Below are 15,975 nucleotides of genomic sequence, written 5' to 3' on the forward strand. Positions count from 1 at the left end.
TTGATGCGTCTTGAACTATACCATGATTACAGCGGGCTTGACAACCCTCACAGCTGATCCAGAATCAGCGAGCACAGCAGTCCCATCGCAGCGATGAACCCCGTGAGCGGCCCCCCTTCTTCGTAGGCTTCGGGCATCATGCTGGAGGACACCATAGCAATAATTCCTCCCCCGGCAAAAGAAGCAATCACAGCTTCCGTATACCCGCTTGCGTGATCCATGAACTCATATCCCGCCCCTGAGGCCAGTGTGGAGATAGCGAGTACGCCGAGCCACAGCAGCATAATCTTGCCTTTGCCATAGCCGTCCTGCTTCAGTCCAGCCGTGCTGGACAAGCCTTCGGGAATATTGCTGATGAAGATGGCAATGACCAGCAGTACGCTAACGCCTTGACCCGCAATGAGACTTGCGCCAATCATGATCGATTCAGGAATCGCATCCAGTACCGTTCCGGCAAAAATAGCCAGCCCTCCGCCCTTGGCATCGCTCCTCCCTGAAGAGGCTCTGGCTGAACGCTTGCGTCCGGCTCCGCCTTTACGCGAGATCAGCCAGTCGAACACCGTGAACACCAGTGCTCCAGCGGTGAACCCGATAATCGTCGGGGCCAGTCCGCCGTCACTGGCCGAATCCTCTAGCAATTCATACGCCGCCGCGCCGATCAGCACACCGGTCCCGAACGCCATGATGAAGCCGATCAGCTTATTCGGAATCCGCAGGAATAAGGCCAAGAGTGCGCCAATCAAGACCGCCGAGCCGGAGACTGCGCCCCATAACAATGCGTTTCCCATCCGCTTCACCTTCTTATAAGATATTGGCATTATTACAATGCATAAGAATAGTTTACACACGAATGAAGAACGGCAAACACCTTGCATAGTTCAACTAATTTGCACGGATTCATTTGCATGGAAAGGGGTAACTTAGAATTAACAATCTCTATTAACCGAAGGATGGGATCATACGATGGAAGCAAACGTACAGAAGCTTATAGATTGGCTGGAAGCCCGCAAGGGTACAACACTGGTCATCGAAAAACGGGAGCTGGATGACCTGGACACCGTCCATTTCAAGCTGGAGACCGTTGACTACCGGAACGCTGACGATGTCATCGATGATTATCTGGACAGTGCGGTCATTCTGCGCGGGACAGGTAGTACCTTGAATGCGGATGGTGAGCTGGTGCCTCTGCCGCAGCCGGGATATGAGCTGGCCGTGAGCGGACTAGTGCTACATGAGGTATCCGAGGCCAAAGTGGATCTGCAGACAAGCCGGGCGAAATATTCACTGGCTGTAAGCTGATTATCTGGCGGCTCCGGCCGTAAGAAGTTAAAGAAGGTGCAGCTCTAAGCCAACATTCCGACTTAGGACTGCACCCTCTTTTTCCACAACTATTTCCTACAATTCTTCCCCTATAATCTCCACTTCCGTCTCCAGCTCCACATCGAACTTGTGCTTCACCGCTGAGCGTACATGCTGGATCAATCCGATATAATCGCTAGCCGTTGCATTGTCGGCGTTGATAATGAAGCCCGCATGCTTGCGTGAGACCTCTGCGCCTCCGATGCGCGTCCCCTGGAGTCCGCTCTCCTGAATCAGCTGCCCCGCGAACCGGCCCGGCGGCCGCTTGAATACACTGCCGCAGGAAGGATACTCCAGCGGTTGCTTCGATTCCCGCAGATAGGTTAACTCATCCATGGACGCCTTAATCGCGGCAGGATCGCCTGGCAGAAGCTTGAATCTCGCCTCCAGCACAATATATTGTCCAGTGGCGAAGATGCTGCTGCGGTATCCCCATTGCAGCTGATCGCTGTGCAGGGTAAGGAGTTGCCCGTTCTGATCGATCACGAGCGCACTGTGCAGCACATCCTTCACTTCCCCGCCGTAGGCTCCGGCGTTCATGTAGAGTGCCCCGCCTACCGTGCCGGGGATGCCGCAGGCGAATTCCAGACCGGTCAGCTTCTGCTCCAGCGCATAGCCCGAGACATCGATAATCTTCGCCCCGCACTGCGCATACAGCAGCCCGTCGCGGACGCCCATCCCGGACAGATCCGAGGTCTGGAGCACGATGCCGCGGATGCCTCCGTCCCGGATAATGACATTGGAGCCGTTACCGAGAATTGTAAGCGGGATCTGATGATCCTGGGCATAAGCATAGATGCTCTGGATCTCTTCATATGTAACAGGAGCAGCCAAAATATCTGCTTCGCCGCCCATGCGGGTATAGACCAGATTCTTAAGGCTCTCCCGGCGTTTCAGTGAGCCTGCTGTAACAAGCGGCTGCAAATCCTCATATATGTTGTCAATATTCATTCTTCATGCTCCTAACTCTATAAACAAGATAATGGTCGTGCTCGCTGCCGGTTAATTACGGCTTCAGCAACCACAACTTTAACAACGAACAGGCTCCCTTGTCAATGACAGGAGCCTGTTACGAAGCTGCACACAGCATTATTATGTTTCCAAATTCCTAATTATACCCTATTCGCCAGCCGCTGCGCGCTCGGCACGGAATTCCTCCCGCCGTGCGGACCGCTCCTCTTCCTTCATCCGGGGGCAGGTATAACACAGCCGTCCGCCCTCAGTCCGGTAATACATACAGCAGCGGTTACGCAGCTGAACCGTCTGCTGCGGGTCCGTGAGCGATTCAATTCTCCGTACCTTCACCTGGAACGGATTCCGCGGCATCCCGAATACGGCAGCGGGCAGCTCATCCTTCAGATACGCGTAATCCTCCTCCAGCCGGCGAAGCAGGAGCGGATCTGTCAGCTCAGCGGCAAAGGCTTCCGCATAATAGTTGAATTTGGTCGGCAGCTGTCCCCAGATCTCCCCGGGCGAAAGTCCGCTCACCTGTGAAGCCATCCGGATCAGCGGCCCGGCTGTGCTTTGGTAGAAGCTGGTTAACGCCTCATTGCGCCAAGCCTTCCGGCCCGGCTCATCTGCCGGAGCTTGTACCATCCCCCATTCACGAAGCGAAAAGGCAATTCTGCAGTAGCCATCTGCCGGAACAAGATGCAGTTGAATGTTCCGTAAGCTGAAGTCCGGTACGCACAAGAAGCCGGTCACGGAATACTGGACCGCGAGTGCCATAATGCTCAGATAACCGCCGAAGTACGCACCGGCCGCTTTATCGTCAAGCGCCTTCATCAGCGGCCGGTAAGCCTCCATGAAGGTCCTCATCCCCGCCTCTTCTGCCAGCTCAGCAGCAGCGAAGGAATACACGGCTCCCTCCGGCACCTCAAGATGGAGGTCAAATTTAGACTTATATTCTTGCCTCAGGAATTCATTCATGTTCCTCTCCTACAGCCCGGCAACTTTGTACGCAGCCAGCTCGTAAGGCAGACAGAGCGGCACACCTGTACGCGGATCAGGTACAATATCTGCCTCAATACCGAATACCTCGCGCAGCACCGCCGGTGTCATTACCTCATTCGGAGCGCCTTCGCTGATCACATTACCGGATTTGATCGCTACCATATGCTGCGCGTAACGCGAAGCATGGTTCAAATCATGGACAACCATAATAATCGTCCGGCCTTCCTGCTCATTGAGCTTCTGCAGCAGCTGAAGCACCTCCAGCTGATGGGCCATATCCAGGAAGGTCGTCGGCTCGTCAAGGAACAGAATATCCGTCTGCTGGGCCAGCGCCATGGCGATCCAGGCCCGCTGCCGCTGTCCGCCGGAGAGACGGTCAATCGGCCGGTCACGGAATTCATTCATGCCGGTCAATTCAATCGCCTCGGCAATAATGCTGCGGTCTTCAGGCGTCAGGCTGCCGAAGCCCTTCTGATGCGGATACCGTCCATATCCTACCAGCTCAGATACCGTTAAGCCATCCGGGGCAGTAGGATTCTGCGGCAGAATCGCCAGCTGGCGGGCCACCTCTTTGGTGGAGAGATTGTGAATGGACTTCCCGTCAAGCATTACATTGCCGCTCTTCGGCTTCATGATCCGGGCCATTGTCTTCAGAATCGTGGACTTCCCGGAGCCGTTCGCCCCGACGAGCGCCGTAATCTTCCCTGTCGGAAGCGACAGATTCAGCCCCTTTACAATCATAGTCTCCGCATATCCGATGCTCAGCTGCTCTGTATTTAAACGTTCCGACATGATAAACACTCCTTAGATTTTTTTATTATATACATCCCTGTACTACGCTTTCGATGTGGCCAAAAGATATAAAAAGTACGGTGCTCCAATAATCGCTACTACGATACCAGTAGGTACCTCCGCAGGCTGCAGGATCCAGCGACCGATCGTATCTGCCGTAAGCAGCAGCAGGGCTCCGGTCAGGGCAGCCGCAGGCAGCAGAATCTGATGGCGCGGGCCGACCAGCCTGCGGGCCAGGTGCGGCGCAATTAGCCCGACAAAACCAATGCTGCCGCTTACCGATACACAGGCTCCTGCCAGCGCAACAGCCGCAGCCAGCAGCCACCGCCGTTCCCGTTCGAGCGGCAGGCCCAGTCCCTTGGAGAGCTCATCGCCCAGATTCAGTACGTTGAGCACCCGGGCTTTGTAGAATGCGAAGGGCAGCAGGATCAATATCCAGGGCAGCAGGGCCAGCACAAACCGCCAGTCTCCGCCCCAGATTTTGCCGGCCAGCCAGATGGCTACGAACTGATAATTCTGCGGGTCGAGTCTTAATGACAAAATAAGCTGAAAAGCGTATATCCCGGCACCCACAGCAATCCCGATCAGGATCAGCCGTGTCGGCGAGAGCCCATCCTCCCTCCTGTAAGACAGGAAGTAGATCAGTGTTGCAGTAAGCGAGGCCCCTGCAAGCGCCAGTAGCGGAAGCACGAGGATCGGAGCTGCTGTAGTAGCCGGTACAAAGGAGATAAAGATCAGTACAGCGAATCCGGCTCCGGCATTGATCCCCAGGGTGGAAGGCTCAGCGAGAGCATTACGCGACAAGCCTTGCAGAATCACTCCGGCTACCGCGAAGCCTGCACCAATCAGCAAGGAGATCACGATCCGCGGCAGCCGGAAATCAAACAGAATCAGCTGCTGCTGCTTGGTGCCGTTGCCGGATAGGGTATGTAGAACTTCGAGCGGTGACAGACGCATTAAGCCGGTATTCATACTGACCAGAAACAGAATGACGATAAGCACAGCAAGCAGTGTCAGAATACCAGCCTCTCTGGAAAGGCGCGGCTTGGCCGGGGGGAATGAGGTGGAACGGTTCATTTCAGCTCCCCCTTGCGTTTGCTGGCCAGATAGATGAAGAACGGTACGCCGAATACTGCAATTAAGGCACCTATTGGTGTTTCGTATGGCGCATTAATCATCCTGGCCGCAATATCGGCCACCAGGACCAGAATGCTTCCAAGGACTGCGGAGCAGGGAATAATCCAGCGGTAGTCAACCCCAACGAGGTAACGCGTAATATGCGGAATCATTAATCCGACAAAAGCGATCGGCCCCACCGTGGAGACTGCCGCTCCGGCGAGGATGACGACAATAATCATCCCTGCAGTCTGTACCAGACCGGTGCGCTGTCCGAGACCTGCTGCAACATCCCTGCCCAGGCTCAGTAGCGTAATCGAACGCGACAACATCAGCGCACCGATCAGGGCCGCCGCGACCCAAGGAGATATTACCTGCAGCTGCTTCCAGCTCGCTCCGCCAATCCCCCCGGCCATCCAAAAGGCGATATCCTGGGAGAGGCTGAACAGGATAGCAATGCCCTGGCTGACCGCCAGCAGCATGGCGCTTACTGCCGCACCGGCGAGGGTCAGCCGAAGCGGGGTCAGTCCGCTATGGGAGAGCGAACCGATCCCGAATACCAGCAGTGAGGCCACAGCCGCTCCAAGGAAGCAGTACAGCATGATGTAAGCGAAGGATAATGTTGGCGCGAAGGCAAAAGCCAGGGCCAGTCCAACGCCCGCACCTGCATTAAGACCAAGCAGTCCGGAATCCGCCAGCGGGTTGCGGGTCATCCCCTGCATAATCGCACCGGCAACGGCAAAACATGCGCCGACCAGCGCTCCTGCGGCAGCCCGGGGAATCCGCAGCTCCCGAATGACCTGATGCTGGGGCAGCTCCGGATTGAACCGGAACACCGCCTCCCATACGGTAGCCAGCCGGATATCCGCCGCACCGACCGATACGGATACCATCAGGCCGAAGACAATCGCTGCTATTCCCAGCACCAGAATAACAGCAGCGGCAAGCGGCCGCGACCGGACAGATGTGTTCCCTTCAACAGAAGGAGCTTGTAGAGCAGAATCTGTGGATGAAGCCATATGCCGTCTCCTTATCAGGATTATTAGGGAAATATAGATGATTATGATTCTCATTATCGCAAAGATATGAATATTGTTCAACTTAAAAAAGAGGCAGGCTTCTATATCCTGAGGATATAAAAGCCTGCACAATTCTCCGGCCGGTAAAGACCTATTTCACAAAACTGCTCAGAATATCATCGATGGTCTTGGAATTGGCTATAGGGCCGCTATACAGCCAGCTGGTATCTTTGCCGAATTCATGAACATTCCCTGCCTTAACGGCCGGAATTCCCTTCCAGACTGCACCTTCTGTAATCTCAGCTCCGCTTGCCTTGTCACTGTTCACCAGAATGATATGCTCTGCAGTTAGCTCAGATAATTTCTCCAGTGAAATCGGGTTCCACGGTGCTCTGGACTCCGCAGGAATATCGGTCACAAGATTCGGGAGCTTCACTCCAAGATCGCCATACAATACTGCACCGCTGCTGCGGGTCTCATCTACAATGAAGAAATTCTTGGACACCAGCCACAGAACCGCTACTGAATCATCGCCGATTGCCGCAGATACAGCCGCTTTGGCTGAAGCCGCTTTCTGGTCATAGTCTGCAATAGCCTTCTCCGCTTCCGGTGTCTTATTGAGCAGCTCTCCGATCTTGAGCAAGGCTGCACGCCAGTCACTGCTGACCTCATCACCGAGTACATAGGTTGGTGCAATCTTATTCAGCTGGTCATAAAGACCGTTCTGAACCGAGCCCTCCGACTGGACGATGTGAAAATCCGGCGTGAAGCTGGTGACGGCTTCAAGCGGCAGGTCATAGCTGATCGGCGGAACGTCCTTAAGCTCAGCAGCGAGGTAAGCCTGAGTACCGTTCTTCGTAGACCACTGGGCAACCGGAGTCACACCGAGTGCTACCAGATAATCCTCCAGATAAGAAGCAATTACACGCTGCGGATTAGCGGGAACGGTCACCTTATGTCCCATTGCATCCGTTACGGTCTTCTCCACAGCGGGTGCAGCAGTTGCTGCAGGTACCGCAGTCGCTTCTGCGGTTGCCGCAGGTGCGGTGCCTGCTCCACCGTTACTGCCTGCGTTGCTATTATTATTTCCGCAAGCGGACAGCAGCAGTGTTGTAGTCATAAGTCCGGCCACCGCCAGCTTCCCGCTTCTTGATCCTTGCAGGTTGAACGAAAACATTGAATACCCCTCCTGTATGTTACCCTCATGATTGGCAAAAGCTCTGTTACCTTCATCTTGTCTATACTGATGATATTGATTCTCATTCTCTATGTCAACCAATAACTTATAATAACGTAAAAACGGCCGCCTCCGCATTAAGCAGAAACAGCCGTCTTCCTATAATCTTCTATATTATTTATGCAGATGGAAAGGAACCGTGGCGATGACAATGTCCTTCTGATTCATCAGATAAGAGCGGATGAACAAGCTGGTCTGATTATGCAGCACCGCCTGCCACCAGTGCTTGGTCACGAATTGCGGAATCAGGACGGTAATATGATCCGTTGAAGAGGTCTTCCACTCTACTGTATCGATGAACTTCACCAGCGGGCGGATAATGCTGCGGTAGCGGGAGCGCAGGACGATCAGGCGTACGCCGGGGTTCCACTCCTCCCACTTCTGCTCCATCTTGTGAATCTCTTCTTCATCGAAGCCTACATATACAGCGACCACATTATCTGTCAATGACTTCGCATAGCTGATCGAATGTAGTACAGCGCGAGTCACACCGGCGACCGGAACGACTACGGTGCTTCCTTTGATACAAGGCTTATCGGTAGCCGGACAGATCCGCAGCTGATCGGCAATATTCATATAATGGCGGTGAATCCGGTGGAACACGATGATAACAGCCGGTAGGAAGATGAAGGCCATCCACACGCTGGAGAATTTAGTGATTATGAAAATCAGGGTGATCGTTAATGTAGTGAGCATCCCCACCGTATTGACGGCGAACTTGCTCTGCCAGCCTTTCGGCTTCGTTCTGTACCATTGGACCATCATGCCCAGCTGCGACAGCGTGAACGGAATGAATACCCCTACTGCATATAATGGAATGAGTCCTTCCGTATTCCCGTGAAACGCCGCCACCAGCACAGCCGACATGACACCGAGGAAAATAATACCGTTGGAGAAGCCCAGCCGGTCGCCGCGCACCATGAAGGCATGGGGCAGATATTTATCTTTGGCGAACATGAACGCCAGCAGCGGGAAGGCCGAGTACGCCGTATTGGCTGCCAGGAACAGGATAACCGCCGTAATCCCCTGAATGAAGAAGTACAGTCCGCCGCGGCCGAAGGTAGATTCGGTAATCTGTGAGACCACGGTGGCCTTCTCATCAGGCATGATACCGTACCAGTAAGCGAGCAGCGTAATACCTGTGAACATTACCCCGAGAATGAGGCCCATGAGCATCAGCGTTTTGGCTGCATTTTTCTCCGCGGGCGCTTTGAAGTTAGGAATGGCATTGGAGACCGCTTCTACCCCGGTCAGAGCCGAACAGCCGGAGCTGAAGGCCTTCAGCAGCAGGAACATACTCACGTTCGATACCGCCGAGCCAATCTCAGGAACATGGGCATGGGCGCCGCCGGTCATATATTTGAAGACCCCCGAGATGATGAGCACGAAGATGGAAACCACGAACAGATAGACCGGGATAGCGATGAAGGAGGCCGATTCGGTCACTCCCCGCAGGTTAACAATCGTTAAGAGCACGATAACAGATACCGCTATGAGAACACTATGATTATGCAGACTTGGAAAAGCTGAAGTGATTGCATCCGTCCCCGCCGAGGCGCTTACCGCCACCGTCAGAATGTAATCCACCAGAAGAGAGCCGCCGGCCAGTAAGCCGGTATGCACCCCTAGATTGCTTTTGGCGACAATATACGCGCCCCCGCCTTGGGGATAAGCGAAGATCGTCTGCCGGTAGGACAGAATCAGAATAGCCAGCAGGCCCAATACGGCTAATGCAATTGGCAAGGAGTACCAGATAGCGGTGAACCCGGCGGCCACCAGTACAATCAGAATTTGTTCTGTTCCGTAGGCTACAGACGAGAGCGCATCAGAAGACAGGACAGCCAGTGCTTTCACCTTGGATAACTTTTCATGATCGAGTTCGTTCGACTTCATCGGACGCCCGATCAATAGTCGTTTTACCTTGCTTACCATTGTAGTAACAGTTCCTCTCTTGGTTAAGTTGAAACGGGTTTCCCTGCGCTGTTTTCATAAGTGGATTTCATAAATGCAGGCACCAAAATAAGCATACGGAAATGATCCGCATGCCTTAGTGTGCATGGTCATTATCCCACTAGTGGCTTACGAGGTTAGCTGGCGGATTCGGACTGTGGTAGCCCTACGGTTACAGGTCAAGTAGCCTGCTCCGATTCACCCCTTTTGGCCTTAGCCAAAGTGTGGTTCCCCCGTTTTTCCTTCCGGAAAATTCAGCGCATATTCAACTTCTCACAAGGACTAATATTAAGCTACAACACGTCTTCCGTAAAGCGTGGAAACAAATGAAAAAAGAATGAAAAGCACTCAAAACAACCAAATTCATCATCCGGTATGTCTTGATCTTTCATTCTCTTTCATTATCCCTTTACCACGTGATTTTACAGGGTTTTTGCATATTATTTTTTACTAAAATTAAAGGTATTCTCTTCTCTTCCTTCTGCCCGTCAGCTTCTTACTCCGCAGGCTCCTCTTTGCGTCCTGTCCAGAGCAGAATCGAGATTAAGGCAAAGGCTATAAGTGCAAGCAGAGGGATCGTTATAAATCCGAACCAGTTCAGATAATCCTTGTTGCACGGTACGCCGATGGTACAGGGAAGCACCTTGCTGAGCGCCGGAATTTTCTGCTCCGCATAATGATAAATAGAGATGCAGCCGCCGATCAGACTAAGGGGAAGCACGTATGGAATGATCCGCTTGTCCGCCCGGTAGGTGGCGATCCCCAGCAGGAACAGCTGCGGATACATGAAGATCCGCTGGAACCAGCACAGCTTACAGGGCTCGTAATTTAGGACCTCACTGAGATACAGGCTTCCTGCTACAGCCACCACACAGACGAACCAGGCCAAGTAGAGACAGTTACGCCGGCAGAAGGCAGAGAAGACGGTCATTGGGCGGTCCCTGCTCCCGCTGCTGCTGTTGCTGCCTGAATCTGGGCGTCAATCGCCTCCATATTGAAAGGCTCCTTCACCTTGATGCCGTTCACGTACAAGGATGGCGTATTCGTTACACCCGTATCGGTGCCAAGCTGAATATCCCGCTCCAGCTCGCTTACGTAGGTACGCTCGTCAATGTCCTTGCGCAGCAGGTCGTAATCCACCGGCAGCTCCAGCTGCTTGGCGAGACTCACCAGGAAGTCAGGCGTAGCCCATTCCTTCTCTTCATTCCCCTGATTGGCATAGATCGCATCGAAATACTTCCAGAACGCTTCCTGGTTCTGATGATAGACCGATAGCGCTGCCAGGGAGGCCGTTCTGGAATCCTTGCCGATGAAGGCCAGATTCACGAAATAGAAGGCTGCTTTATTCTGATCGACATAGCCCTGAACGATCTGCGGCTTGATCACACCGGTGAACTGGGCGCAAGCCGGACATTTGAAATCGCCGAATTCCACAATTTTTACCGGAGCATCCTCCTTGCCCAGCCGCATCATCTCACTGTAATTGAAGGCAACCGGTTTGCTGTCTGAGCCTGCAGGCGAAGAATCCTTGGAAGCAAGCATGAATAAGCCTACAAAAATAATAATGACGATGGCCACCGTACTCACGATCAGAATTCTCGTTTTCTGCTTCTGCTGCTCCTGCTCTGCCCTGCGCTTCTCCTGCTTGCTCATCTGGGGAGCCGTGACATTGTTCTTTTTTGTTTTGCTCAAAGAGAGTTCCTTTCCGTCCTCAGGACTATCGTGATAAAAGAATAGTTACTTTCAAATTATATAATGTTAACTCTCTTGTTGGCAATCGCTGTCTTATACGGCTTCATTCTCCTCCGCTGACTCCCCCTCCCCTGTATCCTTGCCGAAAAATACCTCCGGGGAATGCTCCTGCGACTGCAGCTTAATTCTGAAGAAGAATTGTGTGCCGCCCCCTTCTGCCGGTTCTGCCCAGATCTCTCCTTGCATCAGGTCTACAAGCTTCTTGCAGATCGCAAGGCCCAGACCCGTGCCGGGGTACTTACGGGTATGCGACCCGTCCACCTGCGAGAAGGACTGGAAGAGCAGCTGCAGCTTATCCGGTGAGATGCCAATGCCGGTGTCGCGCACCATGAATTGCAGCGCCTGAGCGGTCTCCCTGACGCCATAGGACTCCACCTTAACCGTTACCGTGCCGGATGGCGTGAATTTCACCGCATTGCCGATCAGGTTGATGAGAATCTGGCGGATACGCGCAGCATCCCCGGTGAACTTGTCAGGAAGCCCCTCCTCGATCAGAAGCTCCAGAGATAACGGCTTGTCTTGTGTGCTCACCATGAACAGGTCCATACAGCCCTGGAGCAGCGCCTTCAGCCCGAAAGAATCCTTGTTCAGCGAGAGGGCATCCGCCTCCAGCCGGGAGATGTCGAGAATATCGCTCATCACATGCAGCAGAGCATGGCTGCTTGTACTCTGAAGCCGCAGGAGCTCCAGATGCTCAGGATTGCTGATCTCCTCGGACAGCAGCTGGTTGACGCCGATAATGCCGTTCAGCGGCGTGCGGATTTCATGGCTCATGGTGGCGAGGAACTCGCTTTTCATCGTCACCGCACTCTCCGCGGTATCCCTGGCCTCCAGCAGCTCATACTGATACTTCATCAGGGCAGTCACATCCTCGGCCACAATATAGACCCACTGCTCCGTATGATGCAGCAAAGGAAAGACGGTGACACTACAGATCAGCTGCTCCCCGCCTTTGCTCCGTACCTTCAGCTCCAGCTTGGAGGACTGCCCCCGTGAAGCGCGCGTTATGGCATCCCGTACGGCAGCTTCATCCCGTTCGCTGTATAGTATCGCCTTATAATTCCCCAGTTCTTCGCTGCTATATCCGGTAATGTCCCGCAGAGCAGGATTAGCACTGATTATCTTCTTACGGGCAGGATCAATGCAGATTACCATATCAGGGTTATGCTCGAACAGCGCAGTATACCGCTGCTCATTGAAGGCGGCTGACTGGAGTACCCGCTGCCGGTCCCTGTACAACAGAGCAAGGACGATCGACACAATGAACAGGAAGGAGCCGCAGAGGATCATTCCCAGTATCGAATCCTGCAAATAGAGCACGTGCGCGGCTGCACTGGACGGTTCTCCTGGAGAGAATGAAGCGCCCGCCATGGCAGCGTAATGGATGCCTGTGAACGCGCCGGTCAGGGTCAGGACAAGCAGCAGCTTTTTGAAGCTGAACATATTGTAGGCCTGCTCCAGCCACTTCGGATCGTAGGAAGCGGTGACCACCGGAACGATCAGGGCGAATAATACCGCCATTATAATTGAGAAAGCGCCTTGCTCATACGTTGCCGTAAGTCTCATCGACAGAATTCCGCTGAAATGCATAATCAGGATGCCGCTGCTGAACAAGAGGCCGCCCAGAGCCAGATAGACCCTGCTGCGGGTGTGCGGGTTATTCAGCATAGCTAACAGCATATAAGAAGCTGCCACGGGAATCACTAGAGAGAACGCCAGTAGCGGCAGATTATACGATACCGGAACGGCCATATCCATGGCACGCATCCCGATGAAATGCATGCTCCACAGGCCTGTGCCAAGCACCAGGGAGATGAGCAGGATGAACCGGGAGCTCCGCTGGCCGCGAAGCAGACGTTCCGTCAGATCGAGCGCCGTGAAGCAGGAGAGAAAGGCTATCGCAACCGACAAGAGGACAAGCAGATCATTGTAAGTGTTAAAAGGATGCTTCAACGCTCCCGCCCCTTTCTTGAATCGGATAGATTACATGTATTTACACTTCCTTACCCGCCTTAAATCCGGCCGAATCGGAGATAGGTCAGAACAATTCATCCTTATAACAAAAAAAGCACAGCGCTGTAGTAGCGCCATGCTTATATTGTATGCAGCAGCTTATGCTCCGGCTTCTTCCGTCAATAACTGCAGCTTCAGCAGCTTGATCCGGGAAATCCGCTTATTATCGGTTTCTTCGACCACGAATAAATGATTGTCGAACTCAATGGACTGGCCCTTTTGCGGCGGATTAACCTCCAGCTTGGAATACAGCCAGCCGCCGATCGTATCATAATCATCAGTATCCATATGGATTCCGAGCTTGTCGTTAATCTCTTCAATCAGCATCAGGCCGTCAACGGAGAACTCATCCTCTCCCAGCTGCTCAATGCCGGGCCGCTCCTCGTCGAACTCATCCTGAATCTCACCGACAATCTCTTCCATAATATCCTCCAGTGTAACCATCCCCGAGGTACCGCCGTACTCATCAATAAGAATGGCGATCTGGGTCTTGGCACGCTGCATGACCTTCAGGAGGCTGCTGATCTGAATCGATTCCGGTACCGTCAATATCGGACGGATCAATTCATTATAGCTCGGCGCCTTCTCCCGGATCATATCCTTAATATGAATGAAGCCAAGAATATGGTCCTTGTCTCCGTCACAGACCGGATACCGGGTTCTCATTCCATCGAAGGCAATCTCCAGATTCTCCTCCGTCTCCAGATGCGTGTTCAGACAGATCATCTCGGTACGCGGAATCATAATCTCCCGGGCCATCGTGTCGGCAAATCCAAAAATATTATCCACCAGTGTCATTTCTGTGTTGTCGATCAAGCCGCTTTTGTTACTCTCCTGCATCAGGATGCGGATTTCTTCCTCCGTATGCGCAGTAGCCAGCTCGGAAGCCGGTGTCAGACGGAAGATCCGCAGCAGTCCCCGGGCCAGCCCGTTAACCACCCAGATGAATGGAAACATGATCCGGTAGAAAACGTTCATCGGTCCCGCAGTTAACAGAAGCACTGCCTCAGCCTTATTCACAGCAATGGTCTTCGGTGCAAGCTCGCCGAGTACGATATGGAGAACCGTGATGAACATGAAGGCAATAATCAGGGAGATGACAAATACAGTAGTATCATCAAAGCCCAGACCCCTGACCAGCGGCCCCACAATCGTGGCCACGGCCGGTTCACCGAGCCAGCCCAGTGCAAGTGAAGCAAGGGTTACCCCAAGCTGGCAGGCCGACAGGAAGCCATCCAGATTATGGACGATGTTCCTTGCGGCCAGCGCTCTCTTGCTGCCTTCCTCAATCAGCGATTCAATGCGCCCGCTGCGCACCTTCACCATCGCGTACTCCACCGAAACGAAAAAACCGTTAAGCAGCACAAGCAAAATAATAAGTCCTACATGTAATATACCGGGTAAAGGGTCGCTCAATTTATACTCCTATCCACCGTAATCTGTACGGCTGGATAGGCCCACCTCCTTCGTTTGCTCAAAATGTCAGACTCGATTACGCTAAAAGAACCCTTGCGTATCAATTCCCCAATGCCCTCATCTCCTATACAAAATCACGGATTATAAATAATACTTTCATTATATAAATATATTAGGTGAAACAGCAAGCATGCGTGTCCCCTCGAAAAATACAGCATATGTACGTACGGGAGCATAAATAACGGCTGACCGCCTCAAACCAAGGCGGACAGCCGTTTTTGGATGATTCTATGGATAAATGGCCGAAAAAAGCGGATTAGCAGTTGCGCACTCCAAGCGGATTCCCGACAACGCCCGGATATTGATAGACAAGCGGCTCTTCGAAAGTAGCGTAATCAAAGTTAACCATCAGCAGCACTACCCGCTGGCCGGTAGCACGGTCGCTGATAATCAGGTGGTCACGGCCCGCAGCTTCCAGCACCCCGGTATAGACCTTGGCATTCCAGTCCTTGTTGTTCTCATATGTGAAATAGAAGGTGCCCACCTTGCCCAGGTTCAGGCGGAATATGTTCTCCACATAGGACTGTTCAAACACAGGTGCGGCTGTGGAGACCACCGTGCCGCCAGGCATCATGGGACTGCCGCTGCTGACCTGAGGCGGCATAGCGACCATGTTTCCCATATTCCCCATGTTTCCCATTTTCCCCATATTCCCGATGTGCCCCATGTTGTTCATGTTATTCATGTTCTCCATATTATTCATATTGTTCATATTGTTCATGCTGCCTGCTGGATTGCTGCCCATCATATAAGGAACTGGGCGGTACGGTTGAACGATCATGTACGGATTACCTCCTAAAGTGTAATAACTGCCTTGTCTTGCCTAGTATACTGCCGGACAATCTCCCTGTGTCGGAGTGAAGAAGCAGTGAGCCTTGTAGCGTCCGGTATTCTGCTGATTGTACCAGGTCGCCGGACAGTCGCCGACAGGGCGGAAGAACCAGAGCGCATTCGAGGCCGGCCAGGTTCGCTCCCCGGCAATCGCACGTTTCGCCAGCCGGATATCGGCTTCCCGCGCCCGTTGATAGAAGTATCCCTTCTGCGGGGCTTCGAAGCCGCCGGGGCTCTGGTACACCATGTCGTTCACACTGCGGATGTTGTTGAAATCCAGACAATTGCCAAGAATCCGGTTCACGCCGACATTGCCGACCATCAGCATGCCTGACTCCCCATCCTCTTCAGCCTCTGCCCGCATCAGCCGTGCAAGCACTCTTACGTCCTCCGAGTTTGTTTTGATGACAGCCACGCGTTCTCCTCCTTACATTCATTTCATGGACGGGTGAAGCTATGCAAACTATGTGATTCTCC

General features: G+C 53.2%; 15 protein-coding genes and 1 riboswitch. Of the genes, 1 reads left to right on the plus strand and 14 read right to left on the minus strand.

Features of this window, described 5'->3' with window-relative positions; genetic code table 11:
* Positions 1-47 precede the first annotated feature (47 nt).
* On the minus strand, positions 48-788 hold the full coding sequence (locus tag NYE26_RS15855; RefSeq protein ID WP_339257230.1) for a ZIP family metal transporter: 741 nt from the start codon (positions 786-788) through the stop codon (positions 48-50).
* Between the two features lie 175 nt (positions 789-963).
* On the opposite strand from NYE26_RS15855, the gene NYE26_RS15860 reads away from it, so the two are divergent.
* Positions 964-1,299, plus strand: coding sequence for a hypothetical protein (locus tag NYE26_RS15860; protein ID WP_339257232.1), 336 nt, complete (start codon positions 964-966; stop codon positions 1,297-1,299).
* Between the two features lie 96 nt (positions 1,300-1,395).
* On the opposite strand, the gene murB is transcribed toward NYE26_RS15860, so the two are convergent.
* The 13 genes from murB to NYE26_RS15925 all read right to left on the minus strand — a co-directional run bounded on the left by murB (position 1,396) and on the right by NYE26_RS15925 (position 15,913).
* Entirely contained in the window at positions 1,396-2,310 is a 915-nt protein-coding gene (gene murB / locus NYE26_RS15865) for a UDP-N-acetylmuramate dehydrogenase (RefSeq protein WP_339257234.1), read from the minus strand.
* A gap of 168 nt (positions 2,311-2,478) precedes the next feature.
* Positions 2,479-3,288: a (2Fe-2S)-binding protein gene (locus NYE26_RS15870; protein ID WP_339257236.1), complete on the minus strand. Its 810-nt coding sequence runs from the start codon at positions 3,286-3,288 to the stop codon at positions 2,479-2,481.
* 9 nt (positions 3,289-3,297) lie between these two features.
* Positions 3,298-4,104: an ABC transporter ATP-binding protein gene (locus NYE26_RS15875; protein WP_036726562.1), complete on the minus strand. Its 807-nt coding sequence runs from the start codon at positions 4,102-4,104 to the stop codon at positions 3,298-3,300.
* Between the two features lie 42 nt (positions 4,105-4,146).
* The gene (locus NYE26_RS15880) at positions 4,147-5,181 is read right to left on the minus strand and encodes an iron ABC transporter permease (protein WP_339257239.1); all 1,035 of its coding nucleotides are present in this window, start codon (positions 5,179-5,181) and stop codon (positions 4,147-4,149) included.
* The gene (locus NYE26_RS15885) at positions 5,178-6,239 is read right to left on the minus strand and encodes an iron ABC transporter permease (RefSeq protein WP_339257241.1); all 1,062 of its coding nucleotides are present in this window, start codon (positions 6,237-6,239) and stop codon (positions 5,178-5,180) included. Before NYE26_RS15885 ends, NYE26_RS15880 begins: the two co-directional genes overlap by 4 nt.
* A gap of 151 nt (positions 6,240-6,390) precedes the next feature.
* Positions 6,391-7,416 (minus strand): ABC transporter substrate-binding protein, encoded by a 1,026-nt coding sequence (locus tag NYE26_RS15890; RefSeq protein ID WP_339257243.1) that lies wholly within the window; start codon positions 7,414-7,416, stop codon positions 6,391-6,393.
* Positions 7,417-7,590: 174 nt separating this feature from the next.
* Positions 7,591-9,408 carry an APC family permease gene (locus NYE26_RS15895; RefSeq protein WP_209873826.1) on the minus strand — a complete coding sequence of 606 codons (1,818 nt, stop codon included), beginning with the start codon at positions 9,406-9,408 and terminating at the stop codon, positions 7,591-7,593.
* Positions 9,409-9,536: 128 nt separating this feature from the next.
* Positions 9,537-9,696, minus strand: a riboswitch (cyclic di-AMP (ydaO/yuaA leader).
* 226 nt (positions 9,697-9,922) lie between these two features.
* Positions 9,923-10,357, minus strand: coding sequence for a disulfide oxidoreductase (locus NYE26_RS15900; RefSeq protein ID WP_339257246.1), 435 nt, complete (start codon positions 10,355-10,357; stop codon positions 9,923-9,925).
* A complete protein-coding gene (locus NYE26_RS15905; protein ID WP_209873822.1) occupies positions 10,354-11,118 on the minus strand; it encodes a thioredoxin domain-containing protein in 765 nt (254 codons plus the stop codon). Before NYE26_RS15905 ends, NYE26_RS15900 begins: the two co-directional genes overlap by 4 nt.
* Before the next feature lie 93 nt (positions 11,119-11,211).
* Positions 11,212-13,131, minus strand: coding sequence for an ATP-binding protein (locus NYE26_RS15910; protein ID WP_339257249.1), 1,920 nt, complete (start codon positions 13,129-13,131; stop codon positions 11,212-11,214).
* Between the two features lie 159 nt (positions 13,132-13,290).
* Positions 13,291-14,607 (minus strand): hemolysin family protein, encoded by a 1,317-nt coding sequence (locus NYE26_RS15915; RefSeq protein ID WP_339257251.1) that lies wholly within the window; start codon positions 14,605-14,607, stop codon positions 13,291-13,293.
* A gap of 316 nt (positions 14,608-14,923) precedes the next feature.
* On the minus strand, positions 14,924-15,316 hold the full coding sequence (gene gerQ, locus NYE26_RS15920; RefSeq protein WP_339257508.1) for a spore coat protein GerQ: 393 nt from the start codon (positions 15,314-15,316) through the stop codon (positions 14,924-14,926).
* 174 nt (positions 15,317-15,490) lie between these two features.
* Entirely contained in the window at positions 15,491-15,913 is a 423-nt protein-coding gene (locus tag NYE26_RS15925; protein WP_036726550.1) for a cell wall hydrolase, read from the minus strand.
* Positions 15,914-15,975: the final 62 nt, after the last annotated feature.

The organism is Paenibacillus sp. FSL P2-0136 (genome assembly GCF_037975325.1).
GTDB lineage: Bacteria > Bacillota > Bacilli > Paenibacillales > Paenibacillaceae > Paenibacillus_AQ > Paenibacillus_AQ silagei.